Source organism: Paenibacillus xinjiangensis (assembly GCF_059686975.1).
Window position 1 is genome coordinate 95,865 of sequence record NZ_JCAALS010000002.1, and the last position, 22,699, is coordinate 118,563.

A 22,699-nucleotide genomic window follows, 5' to 3' on the forward strand; every position below is an offset into this window, starting at 1 on the left:
TAGATGACAATGGACAGCCCTTCTTAATGTTCTGTTATTCCGTCTTCCCGGCAAGCCAAGCCGCCAGACCTGCGATTTCTTCCTCAGTCAGCCGGTTCTTGAAGGGAGGCATCGAGCCTTCACCCTCCTGAAGCTGAACGATGATGTCCTGCTCGGTCATTCGTGCTCCAACCTGCTGCAGATTTGTATTCGGTCCCATTCTGCCCTGCAGATCTGAGCCGTGGCAGCTGACGCAGTTCGCCTTATAGACGGTCGCTGTATCGCCGGTTGCATCCATATGACTCGTATCTCTGACACCGGCTGTAGAGCCGCTGCTGGTGCCGCAGCCCGTCAGTACAATCGAGGCAGCTATAGCGATTAGAAAAGCTTTTACAACGAAATGGCGATTCGTTAAGTTGATCATCGAATGTCCTCTGCTTTCTAGCTGTGCTATCTATATCTTTGTTACAGTATACGGATAGAAACATATAACTTCCATATGTTTTTGCAAGTTTAGTCGATATAATAGTAGTGGTCTTCATGAAGCATAACAAGAGTCATAGGCTAGATGGATATTACAATAACAGGAGAAGCAATGGAACTTACGAATGAACGTATTTTACAGCATCAAATAAGTCAACTGCAAGCAGAGGTTACGATGTCGGGCTACGCCGAGGTAGGTCCTCATTGGCAAGAATGTCGAGATAAGCTTGATTTCTATCGGCTGGGCTATGTGGTCAAAGGAGAAGCACTTCTAGAGCTTGATGGACATAGTTATGAATTAAAGCCAGGGAAGCTTTTTTTTCTGAATCAGGAGGGCAAACAGACTATTCGAACAAGCGGTGAGGAGAAAGCGGGCATCTATTGGTGCCATTTTCGCCTGAAGTCGAATAGTGGCACCTTGATACGTTTGCTCCATTTTCCGATTATAGTCGTTTGCCAGGATGAAGCAGCTGTTATTCAACATTTTGTGAGCATGATGGATACTTTTACATCTGATTCCATAGCTAGTATGCTAAAAATAAAGGCAGCGCTTCTGCAGATTATTTCGATCATTCTCGAAGAGGGATCGAGGCAGTATGAATCGTCGCAGGTGACCGCCGAGAATGAGAAATGGCATGAGGTGCTTCAATATATTGAACAGAACCTGCAGCATAATATTCAGATTGAGGATTTAGCGAGAGTTACATACCTGCATCCTAATTATTTCATTACTGCATTCAAAAGCACGATGGGCTGCTCGCCTATTCAATATGTGACTGAGCGGAGGCTTGTTACCGCAATGAAACTGCTGAAAGCCACGTATCTGCCTATTTCGGATGTAGCGAAACAGGTCGGTATGCTCAGTCATTATTTGTCGCGCTTATTCAAGCGGCATACGGGGATTACCCCCATGCAGTACCGACGGATGTTCCAGGTAGAAGTTGGCTTATTAAGTGGAGAGAGTGTTCTAAAGGACAGCAGGAAGGAGCGTTGCGGCTGTGAATAATCAAGTACTGACAGAATCGACTACCGAGGATGTGGCCAAAGCCCATTTCAGTCGTGAGCTGCTCAGCTGGTATCGGTTGATTAAGAGAGATTTGCCATGGCGTAAGAACCGTGACCCTTATCGGGTATGGGTATCCGAAATTATGCTCCAGCAGACAAGAGTAGATACGGTAATTCCTTATTATGAGAGGTTTATGGATAAATTCCCGACTGTTCGTGCGCTCGCAGAAGCGCCTGAGCCGGAGGTGTTGAAATGCTGGGAAGGGCTTGGGTATTATTCTCGAGCTAGAAATCTGCAGGCTGGAGCACGTCAGGTGCTTGCTGAGTACGGCGGAGAGGTTCCTGATGACAAGGCGGCAGTAGCCAGCTTAAAAGGAGTTGGCCCTTACACAAGCGGAGCGATAATGAGCATCGCCTTCAACCGTCCGGAGCCAGCGGTAGACGGTAATGTGATGCGGGTGCTGTCGCGGTATTTCCTGCTGGAGGAGGATATCGCGAAGCCAGCTACACGTGTCGGGATTGAAAAGCTGGCAGCTTCGCTGATTCCAGAAGGAGCGGCGGGTGATTTCAATCAAGCGCTGATGGAGCTTGGTGCGCTCGTATGCTCGCCTAAGTCGCCCAGCTGTCTCCCTTGTCCGGTCATGGAGCACTGCTCAGCAAGGCTTGAGGGGAGAGAAACGGAGCTGCCGATTAAAACGAAGGCGAAGCCGCCTCGCCCTGAGCTGCGGACTGCTGTTATAGTGGTTGGCTCAGGTGTGAATGCCGGCAAGGTGCTCGTGCGTCAGCGGCCGGCAACTGGTCTGCTTGCGCAGATGTGGGAGCTGCCGCATGTACTGCTGTCCAAAGAGCATGAGCCGCTGCTGTCAGCGGATGAGCATAGCACGAAGGAGCAAGCGGTGCTTGGGGAGCTTCTGACGAGAGCTGTAGAAGAGGATACAGGTCTTCTTATTCGGCCGCGTCGCTGGTTCATGGATGCTGACCATATTTTCAGTCATATTCATTGGAAAATGCGTATTTATGCAGCTGATCTGGGTGCGGAATCTACAGAATATACGGCGGACATGGCTGCGGAAGCAGCCGCTGCCTATGAGACTGGTGAGCCGGATCAGGCTGTGCTGGTCCCAGCTGGTGCAGGCAGGGGGGCATCATCAGCTGTCGCAATCTCTAATCAAGCAATAGCAGATACCTATCGTTGGATTGGTCCGGAGGATATGGATACACTTGCTTTTCCGAATTTATTTTTGCGGATTCTGCGCGACTATTGGGAATGAAAGCTAATGAATAGGGGAGAACGGATATGAGCGGAATGCTGAATGAATTGCTAGAGCATAAGATTGTAGCTATCTTGAGAGGGATTGAAGACCGTTATGCGGACGCAGCTGGTCAAGCACTGATCGACGGCGGTATCCGTCTAATGGAAATTACGATGAATACGCCGGGTGCAGCCATTATGATTGACCGTTGGCGGAGCCGGTTCGACGGCTTAGCAGCAATCGGAGCTGGAACGGTGCTTGATGTGAATATGGCTAAGACAGCAGTACAAGCTGGTGCACAGTTTCTAATCTCACCGAATCTGGACGAGGAAGTTATAGCTTATGGGCAAGAGCGTGGGGTGTCGGTCTGGCCTGGCGTGATGACACCTACGGAAATTGTTCGCGCTTGGAAAGCAGGAGCTGAAGCGGTCAAAATATTCCCTATGGGAACACTAGGAACCAAATACTTGAGTGAGCTTCGCGGGCCGCTCGATCAGATCCCTATGCTTGCGACCGGTGGGGTGGACTTACATAACATTGCGGACTATTTCCAGGCCGGTGCTAACGCAGTTGGAATGGGCGGCAAGCTGGTTAATCTAGAGTGGATACGTGAAGAGAAATATGATCTGGTTACGGAGAGAGCTAGACAGTTCGTTGAAGCGGTTCGTTCTGTATAGTAATAGTTAGGAAGGAGTGACTTAACTAATGTCGGCATGGATATGGCTGGGCGCTGCTGTGGTAGTTGTAGGCGGATTAGCTGCCTCTATATGGCAGATTGGGGCGAAAAGCCAACGTCCGCGCAGACTGCCGAATACGAGGCAACCGGATTCAGAGGCGGAATTCGAAAGCATTGTATTCACGAGTAACGGCTCCAAGATTGCTGGCTGGTTAGTGACGTTGTCTGACAAGGAGCAGAATCAGCCTAAGAGCAGGGCGCTGCCGACAATTGTTATTGCTCATGGATGGGGTTCTAACCGCTCTAGAGTACTGAGGTATGTGAAGCCGCTATATGAAGCGGGCTATGCTGTATTTATGTATGATGCGAGAAGCCATGGCGATAGCGAGGTGATTCACGCTCCATCCGCTCTGATGTTTCGTGATGATGTAGTGGCAGCGGTGGCCGCTGCTCGGAGCTTGCCGAAGGTAGATTCAGAGAGAATAGCGGTTCTTGGTCATTCCTTGGGCGGCTTCGGCGCCATACTTGCACTAGATCAAAGACTGAGAGTAAAGGCGATAGTGACCGATTCCATGCCTGTAAAGTTCGATACAATGATGAGAGCGCAGCTGAAGCAAAAGGGATTGCCTTACTTCCCGCTGGGTTACCTGATTCCTGCGATATGGCTGCTGCGGGCTGGTATTTCACGTGCGGAGTTCCGCCTCGCGAGTATTCCGGACGTCTTGCGCCGGCATGCAGGAGAACCAGAGGATGGGCGGACACCGATATTTATGGTGCATTCGAATGGGGATGAATTCATACCGGCCGACGATTTGCGCATACTGCAGGCGGATCTTCCTGAGACTAAGATAAACACCTTGTTCGTTTATTCGAAAGGACATAGCTGCTCTGAGCAGGATGAGGCTTTTTGGCGGAATGTCCTTCCGTTTCTGGAGAGAACGCTATAAGACTTTTGATAGGGTCATACAAACAAAGAGGCCTGCGGCACGAAGCCGCAGGCGCAAGAGAGAATATATAATAAAGGGGGGTCATGTATTTATTATAGGTTCACAAGATGAAACGAAGATGAAAGAAAGATGAAAGAAAGCTTAGTGGAATATTACAGTTAGATTACAAGGAAAAGAGATTCATATAACATACATAGCAATCATTGGTACAAAGATGACCCCGATGAATAGCTGCAGCAAGTGGTGCTCGGCAAAGGTACAGACTCGCAAATGAAGAGTATTGTGGCAACCATCCAGAAGGAACAACATACGATCATCCGCAATGACAAAAGCCGGATGCTTATCGTACAAGGGGCGGCCGTTAGTTATAGTTTGTAGTTATAACCAGCTATAGTTTATTGATATGAAGTTATAGTGAATCGGATATGCTATCTTACTTATATCATTATTATAGATAAACGAAGGAGATTAACTATGAGCACTCAAACCGAACTTAAACAGCGATCCGTTACTCCGTTTCGATATGATATCGTTGGCAGCTTCCTGCGTCCCCGCGCGCTGAAAGATGCTAGATTGCAATTCCACAACGGTGAAATTAGCGCCGAGCAGCTAAGGGTCGTAGAAGACGCCGAAATCGTGAAGCTTGTACAGAAGCAAAAAGAGGTTGGTCTGCAAGCTGTAACTGACGGAGAATTCCGCCGCTCCTGGTGGCATCTGGACTATTTCTGGGGATTTGATGGCGTAGAACGGACAATCATTGATCAAGGCTACCAATTTAATGGTGCGAAGTCCAGACCTGAAACGGCAAGCTTGACTGGAAAGGTAAGGTTCAGCAGCCATCCGTTTGTTTCGCATTTTGCATTTTTGAATGGAATTGCAGGTGAGGACGTAGTTGCTCGCCAATCGATTCCAGCTGCCGCGCAGTTCCTGTTCGAGTTGGACAGGGCTGAGAATCAGGCGAGCACGAAGGCGATCTATCCGAATCGGGAAGAGCTTGTTTCTGATATTGCCCAAGCATACAAGGCCTCTATTCTGGCTTTCTATGAAGCGGGCTGCCGCAGCATCCAAATCGACGATTGTACTTGGGGAGCACTCTGCGACGAGCAGTTCATGATCTTCATGGAGCAGATTGGCGTTAACGTTACTGAATATGCCAATGAATTCGCGAAGTTGAACGAAGAAGTTGTATCCGGTCTGCCAGCTGATCTCGTTGTAACGACACATGTATGCCGCGGTAACTATGTTTCGACTTATGCGGGAGTAGGTGGAGGTTACGAGCCTATCGCACAAACACTCCTGAGTATCGAGAACTATTCCGGTTACTATCTGGAGTTTGATACCGAACGCGCAGGCGATTTCAAGCCGCTTCGCTTCCTGAAGGACGATCAGCAGGTCGTGCTTGGCTTGTTCTCTTCCAAATTAGGCGTGCTTGAGAGCAAGGAAGATATTCTGAAGCGTATCGAGGAAGCCAAACAATACGTTGATCTGAACCGAATCTGCTTGAGCCCGCAATGCGGCTTCGCTTCTACGGAAGAAGGCAATTACCTGACTGAGGAGCAGCAATGGCGTAAGCTTGCTTTCATTAAAGAAATTGCTGAGGAAATTTGGAAATAAGCTATAACTGTTAATAGGTTTAGAGGCCGCGTATATCGCGGTCTTTTTATTGTTCATTATTAACTATAACTTCTGATTAGGGATTTAAGTTTAAAACGGTTCTTCTTTGCTATACTAAGAATATTCATAAAGTATAAAAAGATAATCCTCGCCAAAGGAGGGCCTTATGCGTAACAAAGTATGGAAACTGCTAGCGCTAGCGGCTCTTGTACTAGCAGCCTTCAGTCTGGATGTGAAGTTTGATGTATTCCCAGTTCGTGCAGAATCCGATAAGAGCTCATCTGTTAGCGAGCTGGAGAGTGAGCTTGCGCAGCATTTTCAGAGTAGATCCGAGCGATTCACCGTTCAATATACGGGAGACAAGCAGGAGCTGTCCGATGATCTGCAGGGAGTAATTAAGAAGGCTCTGTCGCATGACGATTACACTGCTTATATTCTTGATTCCTATTTGTATACGATACGCAGCTGGGGCAACCGATCGACGATAAAGCTGGAAGCTAGATATAGAGAGACGCAGGAGCAGACGGACGAAGTAGACCGTAAGGTTAAGGATACCCTATCTGTTATTATAACGGAGTCGATGAATGATCATCAGAAGGTTAAGGCGATCCATGATTGGATCGTCAGTCATCTGGAATATGACCAATCCCTTAGCAACTACACGGCTTATGAGGCGTTAACGACAGGTAGGGCTGTATGCCAGGGCTATTCTCTGCTTGCGCTGAAGATGCTCGAGGAAGCCGGCGTGACAGCGATGATCGCGGAGGGTACGGTGAATACCGGAGATCATGCTTGGAATATGGTGAAGTTGGACGGCATATGGTATCACTTGGACATGACTTGGGATGATCCGATTAGAGATCAGTCGAAGCAGCAATCGAAGCAGCCGATCAGGTATAGCTATTACTTGAAGACAGATCAGGAAATGCGAGTGGACCATCAGTGGGTCAAGGCTTATCCAGAGGCGAAGCAGCTCTATATCGACAAGCTAAATCAGCTTGAGGATAGTGGTAATGCTAATGCCGAGTTATATGGGCAGCTGAAAATAGATCTCGGCCTTCACTGGCTTGAAGCGAGTCATACGATTGTCGATGTAGATGCGCTGGCGGATCATATTCGTACACATGTACAGAAACAGGCTGCTAGCGTGGAGTTTCGTTATTTGAACGGAAAGGCGTTAGCTGCTGATCTGAAGGAAGCCTTCGAGAGGGCTAATATTCCCGTAGGCTACTCAGCCAGCTATGAGCCTTATTCCAGTGATGGATCGATGCTCGTTAAAATTCAGCTAAGCTACAGCTAGCAGAAGAACCTTCAATCTCGCATAATTAGCGAGGTCGAAGGTTCTTTTTGGTGTGTTGCTATGCAAAAGGCAGGGTAATAGTTATTGCTCCTTGCTGCGAGCAGCGGTCATCTGCTGCCAGACAGAGCCGGCAGCTTCCTCGCCTCGTTCGATTCGCTCGAGCGCGATTTGCGCTTGAAGCTGAATTTCGAACTCTGCATCTTTGGCAGCTTCGCGGAGGGCCTCAACGGCACTCTCGTCTCCGACTTCGTAGAGGAAGCGGGCAGCGCGCCAACGAACTAGCTTATTGGAGTCATGAAGCGATTCGATCATGGGGCCGGTCGCCGCAGGATCACCCCAGTCGGATAACGTGTCTCCAGCGGTACGACGTACCGATACGGACTTGTCACGAAGCGCCTGGAATAAATAAGGCATCGCTTCAGGACTGCGCAGATCGCCGAGATAGACGACGGCGAGCCTTCTTATCGACATGTTATCGTCGGTAAGTGCTTGTGCTATCAATGGAAGCAGCTCTGCCTCCGGCGACATCCGTTCTAGTGCGGCATATCGAATTTGCCATTCTGGCGATTCGAGCCGCTCTGCTATTTCAGTAGCGGACAATGGTGCAGGTCTAGCAGGAGCAGCGGAAGCTTCTCCTGGGCCCTGAGCTTGAGCAGCATCAATGAGCTCCCGCAGTCGCTCGGGCGTATAAGCAGCTTCAAGCTCCTGCACGATATCGGCGGCGATCTCTTCCAGCTCACCGTAGCGAATGCCGAATTCTTCGAGCTTACGCTCGCGAATCATGGATGCGCCTGCTGCTTCTGTAATGGCGTCAGTGAAGCGCTGAGGCATGGCTGAACGGGCTTCACGCTCGCCCGTTTTGACACGGACTTGCATCGGAATGCCCCGATACATTTGTACAAGCACATGCGCCTCACCATAGCTCTCGGCGGTAAGCGCGGCGGCGGCATCTGCGCTGCCTTCAATATCGCCTTGCAATAATGCTCTGGCATCGGCGAGAATTCGTGCCCAGTCCGCGTTCGATACGCGGTCAAGGGCGATGAAATCAGCTGTGCGGAATATGCTGCGCACGCCTTCAATCGCTAACAGGCTGCGGAGTGGTTCCGGTGCAGAGCTAGCTTCTTTTTTCGTATACGTCTGCCGCAAGCCGCGTGGAAGCGGCTCATCAACGTTAAGTTTCATAGAATTGGGGCTTGGTGTTGGTTCAATTGAGATTAGTTTCATTGTCAAATACCCTCCGTTCGTTCAAGCAGTCCTTCATAAGAATAGTGTACATGAAATATCTGCTCGATGCGAATGAATGCAGAGACCAGATTTGCTTATGCTCTGCCAAGTTGGTATCTTAAATACAACACGCTATGAAAGTGAGGGATGCCTTGGTGGGCCCAAAAAAATTTGCGAACATTGATCCAATTACACAGCATAATTCCTTGAAGCAGTTCAAAAGATGGCGGCAAGAGCGCCTGACAAAGTTGAAGCTCAAAGACTATTCCTACGCGGTTCCTAACGTCCAGCCTGATCTTCATTTCTTGCATAACAACCGTAAGCTTCCATCCATTACATGGGTCGGACATTCTACTTTTTTGATCCAGCTAGCTGGACTTAATATAATCACTGATCCGGTATGGTCAGGTAAAATGGCTTTTCAAAAAAGATTGGCACCTCCAGGCATACCAATTGAGGATGTGCCTCCGATAGATGTCGTTCTCATTTCACATTCTCATTATGATCATTTGAATATTCAATCCCTGCGCCGCCTCGGTGGACGCAAGCAGCTGCTCGTCCCTGCTGGACTTAGCTCCAAGCTGCGAATGAAGGGTTTTACGAATGTTAAGGAGCTGCATTGGTGGGAATCCATTCATATTCATGGTGTGAAGTTCACCTTTGTGCCTTCTCAGCATTGGACTCGTCGCAATCCTTGGGATACGAACAGCTCGCATTGGGGCGGCTGGATCATGGAGCCATATGCAACTGCAACAGCAGCAGCTGCCAAGCAGAGTGACCATGCCTCCTCCATGCATACGACTGATCTTGCTATGGATTCCGCTCCTTATGGAATCATGGATAACAGGCCAATCGTCTCTGAGGCGCCAACTGTATATTTTGCAGGTGACAGCGGCTATTTTAAAGGATTCAAAGATATCGGTGATCGTTACCGTATTGATGTAGCGCTTATGCCTATTGGAGCTTATGAGCCCGAATGGTTCATGGGACCGCAGCATGTTACGCCGGAGCAGTCTTTGCAGGCTTTTGAAGATACCCGCTCAGAATGGTTCGTTCCCATGCATTATGGAGCATTCAAGCTAGCTGACGATACACCTCGCGAAGCACTGGACCGACTCGAGAATGCCAGAATTCAGAGAGGGATAGCAACTGAACGGATTGTTGTGCTGCCGCATGGAGAGACCTGGCGCTTAGCCGGAGCAAATGCCAATCACGAATAAAAGTACGCCAAATAAGGTCAATGACGTTTCAGCAATTGGAAGCTATACTAGAGAGTATAATGGCATCATTTATACTAGGAGGAAGTCATAATGAGTCAACTCATTCGTCTTGGAATTATTGGAGCAGGTGCAATCGGCACGGTTCATATGCAGACATTCAAAAAGCTCGACTCGGTAGAGATTGCTGCTGTAACCGATGTCTACTTGCCGCTTGCTGAGCAAAAGGCGGAGGAATACGGGATTAGCGTCGTCCATGCAAGTCCACAGGCACTGCTGGAGGACCCAGCTCTAGATGCAGTTGTCATAGCTGTACCGAACCAGTATCATGCGCCTCTTGCAATAGAAGCTCTGAAGCAAGGCAAGCATGTGCTGCTAGAGAAGCCAATGGCGATTGATGCGGAGGCTGCGCGTGCAATTGTAGAAGCGAAGCTAGTCTCTGGTAAAGTGCTGATGATGGCACAGCAAATGCGTTGGAGCGGCATTAATCGTGCAATTAAGGAACGAATTGAGAACGGCGATTTAGGTCAGATTTATAATGTGAAAACAGGCTGGTTCCGCAAAAAAGGAATACCTGGCTGGGGCTCATGGTTTACTCGCAAAGATCAAGCGGGCGGCGGTCCGCTTATCGATATCGGCGTCCATATGCTAGACCTTTCTTTGTATTTGATGGGCAATCCTAAGCCGATCTCTGTCTATGGCTCAACGTATGCTGAATTCGGTCCTAATCGTCAGGGCATTGGCACTTGGGGAACTCCGAATTGGGACGGTTATTATGATGTGGAGGATCTTGCTACAGCTTTGATTAAGCTTGATAATGGCGCTACGCTATCGCTTGAAGTGAGCTGGGCCGCTCATTCAGCGGCTATTAGCGAGGAGCCCTTCATTCATCTGATGGGTACAGAAGGCGGAGCTGCTCTGGTAGGTACTACTGGCAAGTTCGTGACCCACGAGAACAATGAAGTCGTGGAATCAGACATTAGCCCGCTTGAAGGTGAAGAGGATCGGGTATTGCTAAGCAAGCATTTCATTGCATGCATCACTGAGGGTAAAGAGCCAATTACATCTGCGATTACAGGTTATACAAATAGCCGTATTCTAGATGCGATCTACGAATCCTCCCGTACGGGCAATGAAGTGAAGCTTCACTGGGATTAGTAGACACTTATAGCTGAATACCAGCAAGTACAACATGAGCTTCCACTAGGGTAACGTTTACGTACCTCATTAGTGGGAGCTTTTTAATTAGCTGTAGGGGGTAATGGATGAAAAAAGGAATAGCACTGCTGCTGCTCGCTGCCCTATGTGCAATTAACTTTATGAGTACAGCCGCACAAGATCAGGACCCATTCTTAATGACCGATTACAGTCGACTGCATCCAGTTAAGGTCGAGCGCGTTGTACTAGGAAAAGAAGAGGAGCAGCTTGCTAGGCTTCTGCTTGAAGCTGTCGAACATAATTTGACCATCTCTCTTGCAGGCCAGCGCCATAGTCAAGGAGGCCATACGTATTACAAGGACGGCATAGTTATTGATATGACAAGCTATAATAAGATATTGTCTTTCCAGCCGGAATATAAGCAAATAACCGTTCAAGCGGGTGCAACCTGGGAAAATATTCAGGACGTTATTAATTCAGCAGGATTATCTATTCGTACGATGCAGTCACAGAATACATTTACTGTTGGAGGCTCTATCAGTGTTAATGCCCATGGCAGGGACATCCGCAACGGTTCTTTAATTAAAAGTGTTGAATCTTTCCGGCTTATGACAGCTGATGCTCGAATACTGGAGGTTAGTCGTATTGAGAATGCAGAGCTGTTCCCTCTAGTACTTGGCGGCTACGGCTTATTCGGCATTATATTGGATGTTACGTTGAATCTTACCGTTGATGAGCTATATTCCGTAACGACTGATGCGATGGCAGCTGAAGATTATGTGGAGTACTTCAAGGAAGAGGTACAAGCTAATCCTAATATACATATGCATATTGGGAGATTATCGGTAGCACCTGACAGCTTCTTAAGCGAGATGTTTGCTAGAAATTATACCGCTGATCAGTCTGGTTCTCTTGATGAGTACAACAAGCTTACTAGTAGAGAACCTTGGGTCGTTCCCGGCAAACTTTTGTTTCACCTTAATCGGAGTACACAATGGGGCAAAAAACTAATGTGGGATTTGCAGACTCGAGCATTCACCGAGCAATCGGGGGAACTTATTAGCAGGAATAATGCAATGCGTGCCCCATGGGAATTCATGGACTACACACGTCCGGGGAGCAATGACTTGCTTCAGGAATATTTCATACCTATTGATCACTTCGAGAGCTTCATACAATCATTGAAAAAGATAGTGGAGGATAGTGAGCTGAATCTGCTGAATATAACGGTTCGGTATGTGAATCAAGACGAAGAAGCAGTTTTATCCTATGCTAGAGAGGAGATGTTCGCTTTAGTCTGTCTCTTTAATGCGCCGTTGTCGCAAGCTGGACAAGAACAGATGAGACAGGCTGTTCAAGGCATCATTGACGAGCTGATCACCTACGGCGGTACCTATTATTTACCCTATGCTGCTTATCCAAGCATTGAACAGTTTCAGAGCGTTTACCCGAAGCATGAGCTGTTCTTTGCGAAGAAGCAGCAATATGATCCGAACGGAATTTTTGTGAATTATTTCTATGATCAATATAAGGGGGAGATGAATAATCCATGAATATGAGATGGCTCATTCGCTCACAGAGCATCGTTACACTGGCAGCTGGTGTGATCTACCCCTATTATTTATTGTTTCTCAAAAATCTTGGAAATAGCTTTTCAAAATATGGCTTGGCATTTGCTGTTTTTACGATAAGCTCTGCAGCAGTATCACAATGGCTTGGTCCTCGTCTAGATCGGTTCAGCCAACGTATTCTTATTGCTAGCTCCCTCGGTATGATGGGAGCGATGCTTGCTTTTCCTTGGGTGCTGTCCTATGGCTGGGTACTGGTTCTTCAGTTAGTGATGGGGATATGCAGTGCCATGCAAAAAATGAGCGAACGATTGCTGTTAGCCGAATATACGGAGCCTGGAGAACGGGGCAAGAGCATAGGGACTTATCATTTTTGGACCACCACTGCCTCAGGCTTTGCTGTCATCGCCGGCGGTTACCTAATTGATTGGCTGACGATCAATGCTTTGTTTTACATGAGTGCTTTATTATATGGACTAAGCTCATGGGTTATATGGCGATCTTCAGCAATGGAGCATCGTGTCTCAACCAATAGGGACATCCACATTAGCAAATAAAAAGCTTGCTTTTTCCATAAAGACGATATCTTTTTAGCTGGAAAGGCAATTGTGCGTTCGTTTCCGTTCTAGACTGTGCTATAATAGTTCGAGATAATGAGTCTGAAAAGAAGGACGGGATTAAATACTATGATTAGTACGAGTGGCATAACGCTTCGCTTTGGGAAGCGGGCGCTTTTTGAAGATGTAAACATCAAATTTACGCCGGGCAACTGCTATGGCTTAATAGGAGCAAACGGTGCCGGTAAATCGACGTTTCTTAAAATATTGTCAGGTGAAGTAGAGCAATCAAGCGGTGAGGTTCATATTACGCCGGGTGAGCGGCTTGCCGTTCTGAAGCAGAACCATTTTGAATATGATGAGTTCTCCGTGCTTGAGACTGTTATGATGGGTCATAAAAAGCTGTATGATGTTATGAAAGAGAAAGATACTCTATATGCAAAAGCAGACTTTACTGATGAAGACGGTATGCGCGCAGGCGAGCTTGAGGCAGAATTTGCCGATATGAACGGCTGGGAAGCAGAGTCTGATGCTGCAGAGATGCTTAATGGTCTTGGCATCGTGCCAAGCATGCACGACAAACAGATGTCTGAGCTAGACGGCAACGAAAAAGTACGTGTATTGCTTGCACAGGCTTTGTTCGGCGAACCGAACATTCTCTTGCTCGATGAGCCTACCAACCACTTGGACATTGAGTCCATCCGCTGGCTGGAAGATTTCTTGTCCAAATATGAAGGCACAGTTGTCGTTGTCAGCCATGACAGGCACTTCCTGAATACGGTTTGTACGCATATCGCGGATATCGATTTCGGTAAAATCCAAATGTATGTAGGTAACTATGACTTCTGGTACGAGTCCAGCCAATTGGCATTACAGCTGATGCGCGGCGAGAACAAGAAGAAAGAAGACAAAATTAAAGAGCTTCAGGCGTTCGTTCAACGTTTCAGCGCCAACAAATCGAAGTCTAAGCAAGCGACTTCGCGTAAGAAGCTTCTTGACAAAATCACGCTCGATGATATTCGTCCATCGAATCGTAAATATCCGTTCATTCACTTCAAGGGTGAGCGTGAAGCAGGTAAATCACTACTGCTCGTAGAGGGTATATCGAAGACGATTGACGGAGAAAAAGTTATTGATAATCTGACTATTGCAGTCAACAAGGGTGACAAAATTGCCTTTGTAGGTCCAAACGGTCTTCCGAAGACGGTTTTGTTCCAATTATTAATGGGTGAGCTTGAGCCAGATTCCGGTACATTCCAATGGGGTGTAACGACAACGCAAGGCTACTTCCCTAAAGATAATTCTCCTTACTTTGAGGGCGTTGACTTGAACCTTGTAGAGTGGCTTAGACAATATTCCAAAGACCCAGATGAGACCTTCATCCGCGGCTTCCTAGGACGTATGCTATTCTCTGGAGACGATGCAATCAAAAAAGCTAGCGTATTGTCAGGTGGAGAAAAAGTTCGCTGTATGCTTTCCAAAATCATGCTAAGTGGCGCTAACACATTCATTCTGGATGAGCCAACGAACCACTTGGATCTTGAGTCCATTACAGCGCTCAATAACGGTCTAACAGACACTGATTGCACGGTCCTGTTCACATCCCATGACCATCAGTTCGTCCAAACGATCGCTAACCGCATCATGGAAATTACACCAAACGGTCTGATCGACCGTATGATGACTTACGATGAATACCTCGAGAGCGACGAAATCAAAGCGCTTCGTGAGCGTATGTACGCCGTATAATCAATCCAAATCTCCAAGCGCTTGGACAAAGGTCAACTTTGCTCCAAGCGCTTTTTGCTTTTTGTCTACTGAGGATCCCCAGTCGGCTAATGACCTCCACTAGATGCCCCCATTCATTCAAGCAGCCATCATGTATACATTCCTTCTTCATACATGTAGATAGGTATGATATATATATTTACGTATGTACCACCTCCAATGCTTTGAACCACTCTCCCCTTTGCTCAGTATAAAAGCCTCGAGCGAAATAATCATAAAAACGTCAAAAAAGTTCAGGGAATAAAGATAAATCAATTGTGAAATATTTAGCCGTAAGAAGTATACCGAGCAAGAGTGTGACATCGATGCAAAGGGTGTATAAGTGTCACTAGACTATAAGAACACACAGCGTTGTATTTTCATATGAGAATGAAAGTGTAACAGAATTGTTGTAACAAAAGTGTAAGAAAAGAACAGGTAGGTTCCCATGTAGAGCAAAAAGAGAAAGAAGGACGAAGCGATATCTACAAAACAAGAAGAGACATAAAAATGAAAAAGTATGTACAGAACCAAAAAGAAGAACGTATGACGAAAAATCATTGTACAGGTCCAATAAAAGAAAGTATGACGAGAAAGCATCTATGCAAACAACATGAGAATGTATGACGAAAAAGTCATAGTACAGCACCAATAAGGGAACGAAGGGTGAAGAAGTATCCAAGTGCAACTTACATGAGACGTGTAATGAAAAGTCATAGTACAGAATCAAGAAGCGAAAGAAAGAAGAATGAAGAAGTATCAAGTGGAGCCGACATGAGAACGTATAACGAAACAGTCACCTTACAGGACCCAAGAGGTAACCATGCACAAAGAGAGGGCAAACGAGCTGTCCCTCAGAACTTTTATGCAGCAGGGAATAGATGATCCTCTGTCTTAGTATCCGTAGAAGCTTTCGCAGGGATGGATAAACATATGGATGTGAGATGTGCGACTATATCATGGATATGGGAATGATTCAGACGGTAACAATGTTCATCGAGATAATATTGTAGATATTTTTGCCCAACTCCATGAAAGGTCTTGTTAATTTGAGTGCAAGCCTTCTTGAATAAACTGCGGATGTAACGAGAGTCAGCTAGACGATAGCGTTTGTCAATGATAAAAAGATGTCGGATCGATGAAGCGATATGTGCTGACTTAAGGCAGTGTTCACCGTAAGGCGTTAGAGACTTTTCATTCAAATACTCGGAAGAAATGGCTTTGAATTTGTAATAAGTCATCTGGTTAGTCTGATGGGAAGCACTCACTAGCACAGGGTGCTCCTGTGGATGCCTTAGTATCGTAGGGTTGTGGGGTTTGCCATAACATTCTATGGCTCCTCTCCCTATGCCCTCTAATAAATACTGAGCATCGAATTCATGTATGGCTTTACGGATTTTGTGAAGCATTTTCCAAGCGGTTTTGTAGGACACGGAGAGCTGTTCTGACAGCCACACGGCATTGATACTGCTATTTGCTTGAGCAACAAGAAATAGAGTCAGCAGCCATTTGCGCAGTGAAGTGCGGCTTTTCTCCATAACCGTGTTAGATGTGAGAGTTGTTTGATGATGACAGAATCTACATTCATAAAGAGGGAGATGACGTGTGGTAATAGTATAAGCAGAGGGGCTCTGGCAACGTGGACAACGATACCCATTGGGCCACTTCAGCTTAAATAGGTAAGAAAAACAGGAGTGATCGGTTGGAAAACGCTGCTCAAATTGCAATAGTAGCATCGATAAATACATAAGAATCCTCCTATGGACAGGAACATTTGTTCTCCTTCTATTATATAGAACATTTGTTCTTAGTTCAATCTTTTATTTGTTTTTTCTTCATGCTAAATATCCCTGAGCTATAGGTAGAGTGCTTCAAAGTGTGGACTGACCTGAGCTAAAGGGATAGTGGCTCAAAGACTGTGAGAAAGGTTGAGGAATTATTATGAGAAAGAGTGTTCTTATGGTGAACAATCACAATCGAACATAATTATGTTATAATCGTACAATAAGAATGAGTTACAGAAGTGGAGTAATCAGCCTATGTTCGCAATTGAGAGACTGAACAAAATTAAAGAGATTTTAATTCGAGATAAACGGGTCGATGTGTATGAGCTGAGTGAACGGTTCTCGCTTACGGAGGTTACCATTCGTCGGGACCTTGCTAAGCTGGAGCAGGCCGGATTTCTTGTGAAGATATATGGCGGTGCTGTCTTGAATGAGGACTCGGCGTCAACGATTCAATCAATAGTAGAGTCAAAGGATGAGCTGCTGGATGAGAAGCGGCTAATTGGTAAAATTGCAGCCCAAATGATTGAACCGGGGGATGCAGTTTTTTTGGGGCCGGGATCCACGTGTCTAGAAATTGCGCGCAGCTTGAAAAACAAGAAAGTTACTGTCGTAACAAATGACATTCTGGTTGGAATGGCATTGAAAGAAAATGTTGGCGTGAAGGTTATTATGACGGGTGGAGATCTTATTCCGTCTACAACAACGCTGGTTGGCGGCTTTACATTGCAAACGCTGATGGGGATCTATATTAGTAAAGCATTCGTTGGCATAAAGGGAGCACACTTCGAATCGGGCTATACGGTGGACAGCTATGAGGAAGTGATGGTCATGCACAGCGTGCGCAAAATCTCTAATGAAATGATAGTGGTGGCTGATTATACGAAGTTTAATTCGACCGGATTTGCTAAGCTAGGTGATTTGACTATGGCTAAGAAGGTCATTACAAATAAACAGGTTCCTCCTGACTACAAGAAATTTATGTTCGAGAATGCGGTTAAGCTGTATACGACGTTTGAGCTGGAATGATCCGGCAGAGGAGAGGGAAGAAAACTTGAGTCATTATTTGGAGATGCGCAGTATCTCAAAGCGGTTTAATGATCATACAGTGCTTAATGGCATCAACTTCTCAGTAGATAAAGGACAGGTGCATGCCATTATAGGGGAGAATGGTGCGGGGAAGTCGACGCTGATGAAGATTTTGGCAGGACTGTTCGTTCCTGATTCAGGTACTATTTCCATTAATGGTCAGCTCCTGAATATTGCTAACTCAAAGCAGGCACAGGAGTTGGGCATTGCTATGATATATCAGGAAATTAAGTTGTTCCAGGATCTAAACATTGCAGAGAATGTATTCATTCGCCGTGAACCACTGAAACGCATGAAATGGCCGAGACTGATTAATTGGGATCAGGTGTATAGTGAAACGGACAAATACTTGACCGAGCTGGGGCTTGATATACAGGCCAACACAATTGTGAAAACGCTAACAATTGCACAGCAGAAGTTTATTGAAATTATAAAAGCACTCTCTCAGCAGGCAGGTATCATTATTATGGATGAGCCTACAGCAGCGCTGTCTGATCAGGAAATTGAGCTGCTATTCAAGGTTATTCGTGATGTCAAAAAAGCTAGGGGTATCGATCATCTATATCTCACATCGTATTGAAGAGATTCAGCAAGCAGATATGGTTACCGTGCTTAGAGATGGAGAAGTGATTGAAACCTGTGCGATTGACGAAGTAGATATGACCTCGTTAATTAAAGCCATGGTCGGCAAAGAATTGGATGATCGTTATCCGAAGTTGAAGGTGAAGCTGGGAAAAGAAAGACTTCGTACCGAAAATCTTAGTCACGGTGAATGAGCTGGGAGCTGGATTTGATCCTCGTACGCTGATGGGGTCGCTGAGCGTTGCAGAGCAGCAAATTGTTGAGATTGCAAAGGCACTCTCTATGGATGCCAAGGTTATTATTATGGATGAATTGAGTCGTATGACCGAGGAAAGCTGTTCATAAAGGGAGAGCAGGCTATTATTAAGGAGCCTTTGGAAGCGATGAGGCTCGGTATCGGATATTTGCCGGAGGATAGGCAAAAGCAAGGATTAGTGCTGGACTGGGACATCGCTAGAAATATTACACTCTCAGCGCTCGAACGCTTTACCAGCAATGGAGCATTGAACGCGGCAAAAGAAGCCACTGAAGCGACAATGCTGTCAGACAAAATGAATGTGAAGGCAAACACCATTTATGATCTTGTCAGTTCTCTATCAGGGGGTAATCAACAGAAGGTAGTATTCGCAAAGCTGCTGACAGCTGATCTGGATGACATTATCCTCGATGATCCGACGAAGGGTGTAGATGTTGGAGCTAAATCAGCGATTTATGAAATTATTCAGAAACTCGCCATTCAAGGCTATGGCGTTATTATGATCTCTTCAGAAATGCCGGAAATTATCGGGATATGTGACCGTGTAGCCGTTATGCGTGAGGGGAGGATTACATCATTCCTCAGTGGCAAGGAGGCTACTCAGGAAGCTATTCTGCAAGCTGCAATGGCAAGCATGTGATAGCCGCATTGCTGTCATAGTATCTAAATAAAGATAGATTTTGTATGAGAAGGTGGGGCGGCAATGGCCGATATGAGAACGGGAGCAGCATCCAATAGCCTAGTTAATAAAAGAAGGAGTCATACCTCTGTTAGTGCGAGTATCGCGAAATTCAGGGAGCGATGCTTGCAGCAGATGGAATGCGATTACTTCTACGATGGTTCAGGGGTCCTTCGATTTCAAAGAAGCGGATCCGATTAAGCCGATGCCTGAGGTGTTCTATCTGAAATAAATGATGCTGACCTATCCCTCTCGGATAGGTATTTTTCTGTGATAATGTGTTGCACTTATGCATAAAAGCAAGCAATCGGTAAACACTGTTTCTCTAGACCCACAACGGTTAGGTCGGTTATGATACCGATATTGGATGATAAAGGAAATGGGGGTGTTGAGACTGGATCAATATGAAAAGATCAAGCAGGGCGAGAGGGGCGCTTGGGTTAGCATCTGCGCATATCTGGTGCTGTCAGCTCTTAAGCTTGTCGCAGGCTATTGGTTTGCTTCAGGAGCGCTCGTAGCAGATGGCTTCAATAACTTGACGGATATTATCGCTTCTGCCGCTGTCTTGATCGGACTGAAGATATCGCAGAAGCCTCCAGATAAAGATCACCTGTATGGACATTTCCGAGCGGAGACGATTGCAGCTCTGATCGCTTCATTCATTATGGCGACTGTCGGCATTCAAGTACTTATTACTGCTGTTCAATCCTTATTCAAAGCCAATCGGGAGGCTCCTTCTCTATTGTCAGCAGGGGTTGCATTGTTCGCTGCTGCCTGTATGGCGGGCGTCTATCTGTATAATAATAGACTAGCTAAGCGCATCAACAACCAAGCGCTCCGAGCTGCTGCTAAGGATAATCTATCGGATGCGCTTGTCAGTATTGGCGCTGCAATAGGGATTATAGGTGCTCAATTCGGACTTCCCTGGCTCGATCCAGTTGCTGCGATAGCAGTGGGCTGTATCATTTGTAAGACGGCCTGGGAGATCTTCTATAGCTCAACTCATGCACTGACGGATGGCTTCGATGCTAATGAGCTGTCTACGCTGCGCCTAACCATTGAGCGGACAATGGGCGTCCAATCCATTAAGGATATTAAAGCTCGTGTGCACGGCAGCAATGTATTAGTGGATGTAATCGTACAGGTTGATCCGATGCTGTCACTGATTGAGAGTCATCGTATTAGCGATGAAATTGAGCGTATACTGCATAAAAGACATAATATAATGAGTGTACATGTTCATGTTGAGCCATTAGAAATGGATACCATAACCAATTAAATGGTAAAGATACACTGTGTAAGTATTACCAAGTAAAATGGGGCTTCAAGGATATAGTTCCTAAGGCTCATAAGTGAGACTACCCTCATTTTTCCGAAGGAATAGTAGTCTGAAATGCTGTGATAGCAATGTTTGCAGCCTATATGAATGCTTAAGGCGTTTCCTTCGGGGAACGCTTATTTTGCAGCTTTCACCATAGTTCACATGATTCTTTGTTCCCAAATTGGAGAATGGGTAAATAGGAACATTGGTGGATGCTTGTCCTTATCTGTCGAATCTACAATGGATAAAGCATAGCGATTGCTAGCTAACTTTAACGAGGAGGGGTACAGTGGAAAACACCATGAAAAAAAGGATAGTAACGGCGACAATTGCGGCAACGCTATTGTTAGGCTCGGCTTCGTTACCTATCCCTGCTGCTATGGCAGCAAGTTCGGCAGTCGTTGAGGCCGGAGTAAACTTCCGTGAAGCTCCATCTACAAGCGCATCTGTTATTCGTATGCTGAAAAAAGGCGAACAAATTACAATAGTCGAGAAAACGAATGCATACTGGTACAAAGTAACTGATTCTACAGGAAGAACAGGCTATGTATCGTCATCATCGTCTTATATCAATATGACTTCATCCTCAGCGGATACGAATGCCGTTATTAAAGCATCAGTATCTTTCCGGACGGGTCCTTCTACAACAGCATCACGTATTCGTTATATGAAGAAAGGCGAGGAGGTATCTGTAATAGCACAGACTAACAGTGCTTGGTACCAAGTGAAGGACTCTAATGGGCAGGTCGGCTACGTTAGCACCCAATCCAAATACATTACGGTAAGCGGCTCTGTTCCAAGTGGCGGCGGAAGCAGTAATAGTGGTGGCAGCTCGGGCTCTGGCGGCAGTACAACAGCCCCATCGAGCAGCTCAGTGGAAAAAGTAATTGCGGCTGGCATGAGCTATTTGGGCACGCCTTATGAGTACGGCTCAAGCCGTAATACGACGACGACCTTCGATTGCTCGGATTTCGTCCGACAAGCATTTATAGATGGTGTAGGTGTGAAGCTGCCTGCTGATTCACGAGGCCAAGGTCAATACGTGAAGAACAAAGGCAATGCAGTGACGAATTGGAAGCAGCTGAAACGCGGCGATCTTATGTTCTTCATGTCTTACAAAGGGACAAGCGCTTCTGCCTATTCCGGTGTGAATAAATCAACAGCAAGCATAACGCATGACGGCATTTACTTAGGTGATGGGAAAGTACTACATACCTACTCTAAGGAAAGTGGCGGTGTGAAAATAAGCAGCATTGAAGGCACACACTGGGAGCATCGCTTCTTATACGGAGGCAGTGCACTGTAAACTGTAATACAAGCTTCTAATAAAAAAATCCTTAGCCCTTATGCACTGCTGTGCTAGAGAGGGCTAAGGATTTTTTGGCTAGTGAAACTTCTGCAGCATCTCAACGAATTTATTAGCTGTTACTTTGGGTGATCCTGCATTAAGTCTGAACACTTCATCTGAGCCAGGCTTATTAATGCCGGGACGAGTGGTGAAGAATAACGATACGCCAGCTTCTTTCTGAATCTTTTTGACAGTCGAATTGAAAGAACCGAAGGGGAAAGCGATCATTTGAGATGAATTATCTAATTCCTCTTTCAGGCGCGTTTCTATCTTGTTGGTATCCTCTGTAATACGTGCAACATATTCCTTCTGAGTCTCTAGCCGGTTCTTATCCTTGAGATAAATGCGATTGCTGAGCATTGGCCCTTTCTTGCTGCCGCTCTTGTTCAGCTCTTTGTAGTGATGCGAATCATACGTGTGACTATAGAAGCTATGGCCTTCCTTCTTCAAGGCTCGCATGGTGTCCCAAGACAAATGCTTGGTGCCGGCGTTATTCTTGTCGCTGCTCGTGCCGATAATGAAATGGGTGCCTACCATATCGTATTTCTTCATAATCGGAACGGCATATTGATTATAGCTCTCGTAGCCGTCATCGAAGGTAATAACGACTGCGTTCTCAGGAACGCTGCCTTTCTTACGCATGAAATCAGCAAACTGCTCAACGCTGATGACGTTATAGCCCTTTTCCTTCAACAGCTTCATATGGGTTCCGAAACGCGAAGGCGAGATTGTAGCTCCACTCTCTTTGGCATCAATGTGATGGTACATAAGGACGATAACTTTGTTCTTGTAATAATAATCAGCTGCGGTTAGTTGACTAGTTGACGCTGGCCATACAAGAGCAAGTGCAAAGACAAGCACAGCGGCCATTACTTTCATTTTCAATGGAATC

Annotated in this window: 23 protein-coding genes and 1 pseudogene; 19 read left to right on the forward strand and 5 right to left on the reverse strand. The window is 46.3% G+C overall.

What is annotated here, in order from left to right; translation table 11 throughout:
• Positions 1–34: 34 nt before the first annotated feature.
• On the reverse strand, positions 35–403 hold the full coding sequence (locus AC6ESP_RS02465) for a c-type cytochrome (RefSeq protein ID WP_497095093.1): 369 nt from the start codon (positions 401–403) through the stop codon (positions 35–37).
• 144 nt (positions 404–547) lie between these two features.
• Here AC6ESP_RS02465 and AC6ESP_RS02470 point away from each other — a divergent pair, with 144 nt between their 5' ends.
• The 6 genes from AC6ESP_RS02470 (at position 548) to AC6ESP_RS02495 (ending at position 7,257) form a co-directional block, all read left to right on the forward strand.
• The gene (locus tag AC6ESP_RS02470; RefSeq protein WP_497095094.1) at positions 548–1,468 is read left to right on the forward strand and encodes an AraC family transcriptional regulator; all 921 of its coding nucleotides are present in this window, start codon (positions 548–550) and stop codon (positions 1,466–1,468) included.
• Positions 1,461–2,738 carry an A/G-specific adenine glycosylase gene (mutY, locus tag AC6ESP_RS02475; protein ID WP_497095095.1) on the forward strand — a complete coding sequence of 426 codons (1,278 nt, stop codon included), beginning with the start codon at positions 1,461–1,463 and terminating at the stop codon, positions 2,736–2,738. Before AC6ESP_RS02470 ends, mutY begins: the two co-directional genes overlap by 8 nt.
• A 26-nt stretch (positions 2,739–2,764) precedes the next feature.
• Complete coding sequence (locus AC6ESP_RS02480) at positions 2,765–3,397, forward strand: bifunctional 4-hydroxy-2-oxoglutarate aldolase/2-dehydro-3-deoxy-phosphogluconate aldolase (RefSeq protein ID WP_497095096.1); 633 nt, start codon at positions 2,765–2,767, stop codon at positions 3,395–3,397.
• A 28-nt stretch (positions 3,398–3,425) separates the two neighbouring features.
• Positions 3,426–4,343 carry an alpha/beta hydrolase gene (locus tag AC6ESP_RS02485; RefSeq protein ID WP_497095097.1) on the forward strand — a complete coding sequence of 306 codons (918 nt, stop codon included), beginning with the start codon at positions 3,426–3,428 and terminating at the stop codon, positions 4,341–4,343.
• 474 nt (positions 4,344–4,817) lie between these two features.
• Positions 4,818–5,957, forward strand: a complete 1,140-nt coding sequence (locus AC6ESP_RS02490; RefSeq protein ID WP_497095098.1) for a 5-methyltetrahydropteroyltriglutamate--homocysteine S-methyltransferase — start codon at positions 4,818–4,820, stop codon at positions 5,955–5,957.
• Positions 5,958–6,123: 166 nt separating this feature from the next.
• Positions 6,124–7,257, forward strand: coding sequence for a transglutaminase domain-containing protein (locus AC6ESP_RS02495; RefSeq protein ID WP_497095099.1), 1,134 nt, complete (start codon positions 6,124–6,126; stop codon positions 7,255–7,257).
• Positions 7,258–7,338: 81 nt separating this feature from the next.
• On the opposite strand, the gene AC6ESP_RS02500 is transcribed toward AC6ESP_RS02495, so the two are convergent.
• Positions 7,339–8,481, reverse strand: coding sequence for a virulence factor (locus AC6ESP_RS02500; RefSeq protein WP_497095100.1), 1,143 nt, complete (start codon positions 8,479–8,481; stop codon positions 7,339–7,341).
• Between the two features lie 155 nt (positions 8,482–8,636).
• Here AC6ESP_RS02500 and AC6ESP_RS02505 point away from each other — a divergent pair, with 155 nt between their 5' ends.
• The 5 genes from AC6ESP_RS02505 (at position 8,637) to AC6ESP_RS02525 (ending at position 14,730) form a co-directional block, all read left to right on the forward strand.
• Positions 8,637–9,701 (forward strand): MBL fold metallo-hydrolase, encoded by a 1,065-nt coding sequence (locus AC6ESP_RS02505; protein ID WP_497095101.1) that lies wholly within the window; start codon positions 8,637–8,639, stop codon positions 9,699–9,701.
• Between the two features lie 90 nt (positions 9,702–9,791).
• Positions 9,792–10,856 carry a Gfo/Idh/MocA family protein gene (locus AC6ESP_RS02510; protein WP_497095102.1) on the forward strand — a complete coding sequence of 355 codons (1,065 nt, stop codon included), beginning with the start codon at positions 9,792–9,794 and terminating at the stop codon, positions 10,854–10,856.
• Between the two features lie 107 nt (positions 10,857–10,963).
• A complete protein-coding gene (locus AC6ESP_RS02515) occupies positions 10,964–12,409 on the forward strand; it encodes an FAD-binding protein (protein WP_497095103.1) in 1,446 nt (481 codons plus the stop codon).
• Positions 12,406–12,981 (forward strand): MFS transporter, encoded by a 576-nt coding sequence (locus tag AC6ESP_RS02520; protein ID WP_497095104.1) that lies wholly within the window; start codon positions 12,406–12,408, stop codon positions 12,979–12,981. The genes AC6ESP_RS02515 and AC6ESP_RS02520 overlap by 4 nt, the downstream gene beginning before the upstream one ends.
• Positions 12,982–13,110: 129 nt before the next feature.
• The gene (locus AC6ESP_RS02525) at positions 13,111–14,730 is read left to right on the forward strand and encodes an ABC-F family ATP-binding cassette domain-containing protein (RefSeq protein WP_497095105.1); all 1,620 of its coding nucleotides are present in this window, start codon (positions 13,111–13,113) and stop codon (positions 14,728–14,730) included.
• A gap of 881 nt (positions 14,731–15,611) precedes the next feature.
• Here AC6ESP_RS02525 and AC6ESP_RS02530 read toward each other — a convergent pair.
• Both AC6ESP_RS02530 and AC6ESP_RS02535 read right to left on the reverse strand, forming a co-directional pair.
• Positions 15,612–16,286: a transposase gene (locus AC6ESP_RS02530; RefSeq protein WP_497095382.1), complete on the reverse strand. Its 675-nt coding sequence runs from the start codon at positions 16,284–16,286 to the stop codon at positions 15,612–15,614.
• 36 nt (positions 16,287–16,322) lie between these two features.
• Positions 16,323–16,496 (reverse strand): annotated as a pseudogene (locus tag AC6ESP_RS02535) (transposase family protein); the annotation flags it as partial.
• Between the two features lie 291 nt (positions 16,497–16,787).
• On the opposite strand from AC6ESP_RS02535, the gene AC6ESP_RS02540 reads away from it, so the two are divergent.
• From AC6ESP_RS02540 to AC6ESP_RS02575, 8 genes are all read left to right on the forward strand, one after another.
• The gene (locus AC6ESP_RS02540; RefSeq protein WP_497095106.1) at positions 16,788–17,561 is read left to right on the forward strand and encodes a DeoR/GlpR family DNA-binding transcription regulator; all 774 of its coding nucleotides are present in this window, start codon (positions 16,788–16,790) and stop codon (positions 17,559–17,561) included.
• A gap of 43 nt (positions 17,562–17,604) precedes the next feature.
• Positions 17,605–18,201 carry an ATP-binding cassette domain-containing protein gene (locus AC6ESP_RS02545; RefSeq protein WP_497095107.1) on the forward strand — a complete coding sequence of 199 codons (597 nt, stop codon included), beginning with the start codon at positions 17,605–17,607 and terminating at the stop codon, positions 18,199–18,201.
• Complete coding sequence (locus AC6ESP_RS02550; RefSeq protein ID WP_497095108.1) at positions 18,152–18,397, forward strand: hypothetical protein; 246 nt, start codon at positions 18,152–18,154, stop codon at positions 18,395–18,397. The genes AC6ESP_RS02545 and AC6ESP_RS02550 overlap by 50 nt, the downstream gene beginning before the upstream one ends.
• Complete coding sequence (locus tag AC6ESP_RS02555) at positions 18,390–18,548, forward strand: ATP-binding cassette domain-containing protein (protein ID WP_497095109.1); 159 nt, start codon at positions 18,390–18,392, stop codon at positions 18,546–18,548. Before AC6ESP_RS02550 ends, AC6ESP_RS02555 begins: the two co-directional genes overlap by 8 nt.
• Before the next feature lie 29 nt (positions 18,549–18,577).
• Positions 18,578–19,099: an ATP-binding cassette domain-containing protein gene (locus tag AC6ESP_RS02560; RefSeq protein ID WP_497095110.1), complete on the forward strand. Its 522-nt coding sequence runs from the start codon at positions 18,578–18,580 to the stop codon at positions 19,097–19,099.
• A 133-nt stretch (positions 19,100–19,232) separates the two neighbouring features.
• Complete coding sequence (locus tag AC6ESP_RS02565) at positions 19,233–19,370, forward strand: hypothetical protein (RefSeq protein ID WP_497095111.1); 138 nt, start codon at positions 19,233–19,235, stop codon at positions 19,368–19,370.
• 147 nt (positions 19,371–19,517) lie between these two features.
• On the forward strand, positions 19,518–20,417 hold the full coding sequence (locus AC6ESP_RS02570) for a cation diffusion facilitator family transporter (RefSeq protein ID WP_497095112.1): 900 nt from the start codon (positions 19,518–19,520) through the stop codon (positions 20,415–20,417).
• 331 nt (positions 20,418–20,748) lie between these two features.
• Entirely contained in the window at positions 20,749–21,765 is a 1,017-nt protein-coding gene (locus tag AC6ESP_RS02575) for a C40 family peptidase (protein WP_497095113.1), read from the forward strand.
• Positions 21,766–21,843: 78 nt separating this feature from the next.
• On the opposite strand, the gene AC6ESP_RS02580 is transcribed toward AC6ESP_RS02575, so the two are convergent.
• Positions 21,844–22,686 carry a polysaccharide deacetylase family protein gene (locus AC6ESP_RS02580; protein ID WP_497095369.1) on the reverse strand — a complete coding sequence of 281 codons (843 nt, stop codon included), beginning with the start codon at positions 22,684–22,686 and terminating at the stop codon, positions 21,844–21,846.
• Between the last annotated feature and the right edge of the window lie 13 nt (positions 22,687–22,699).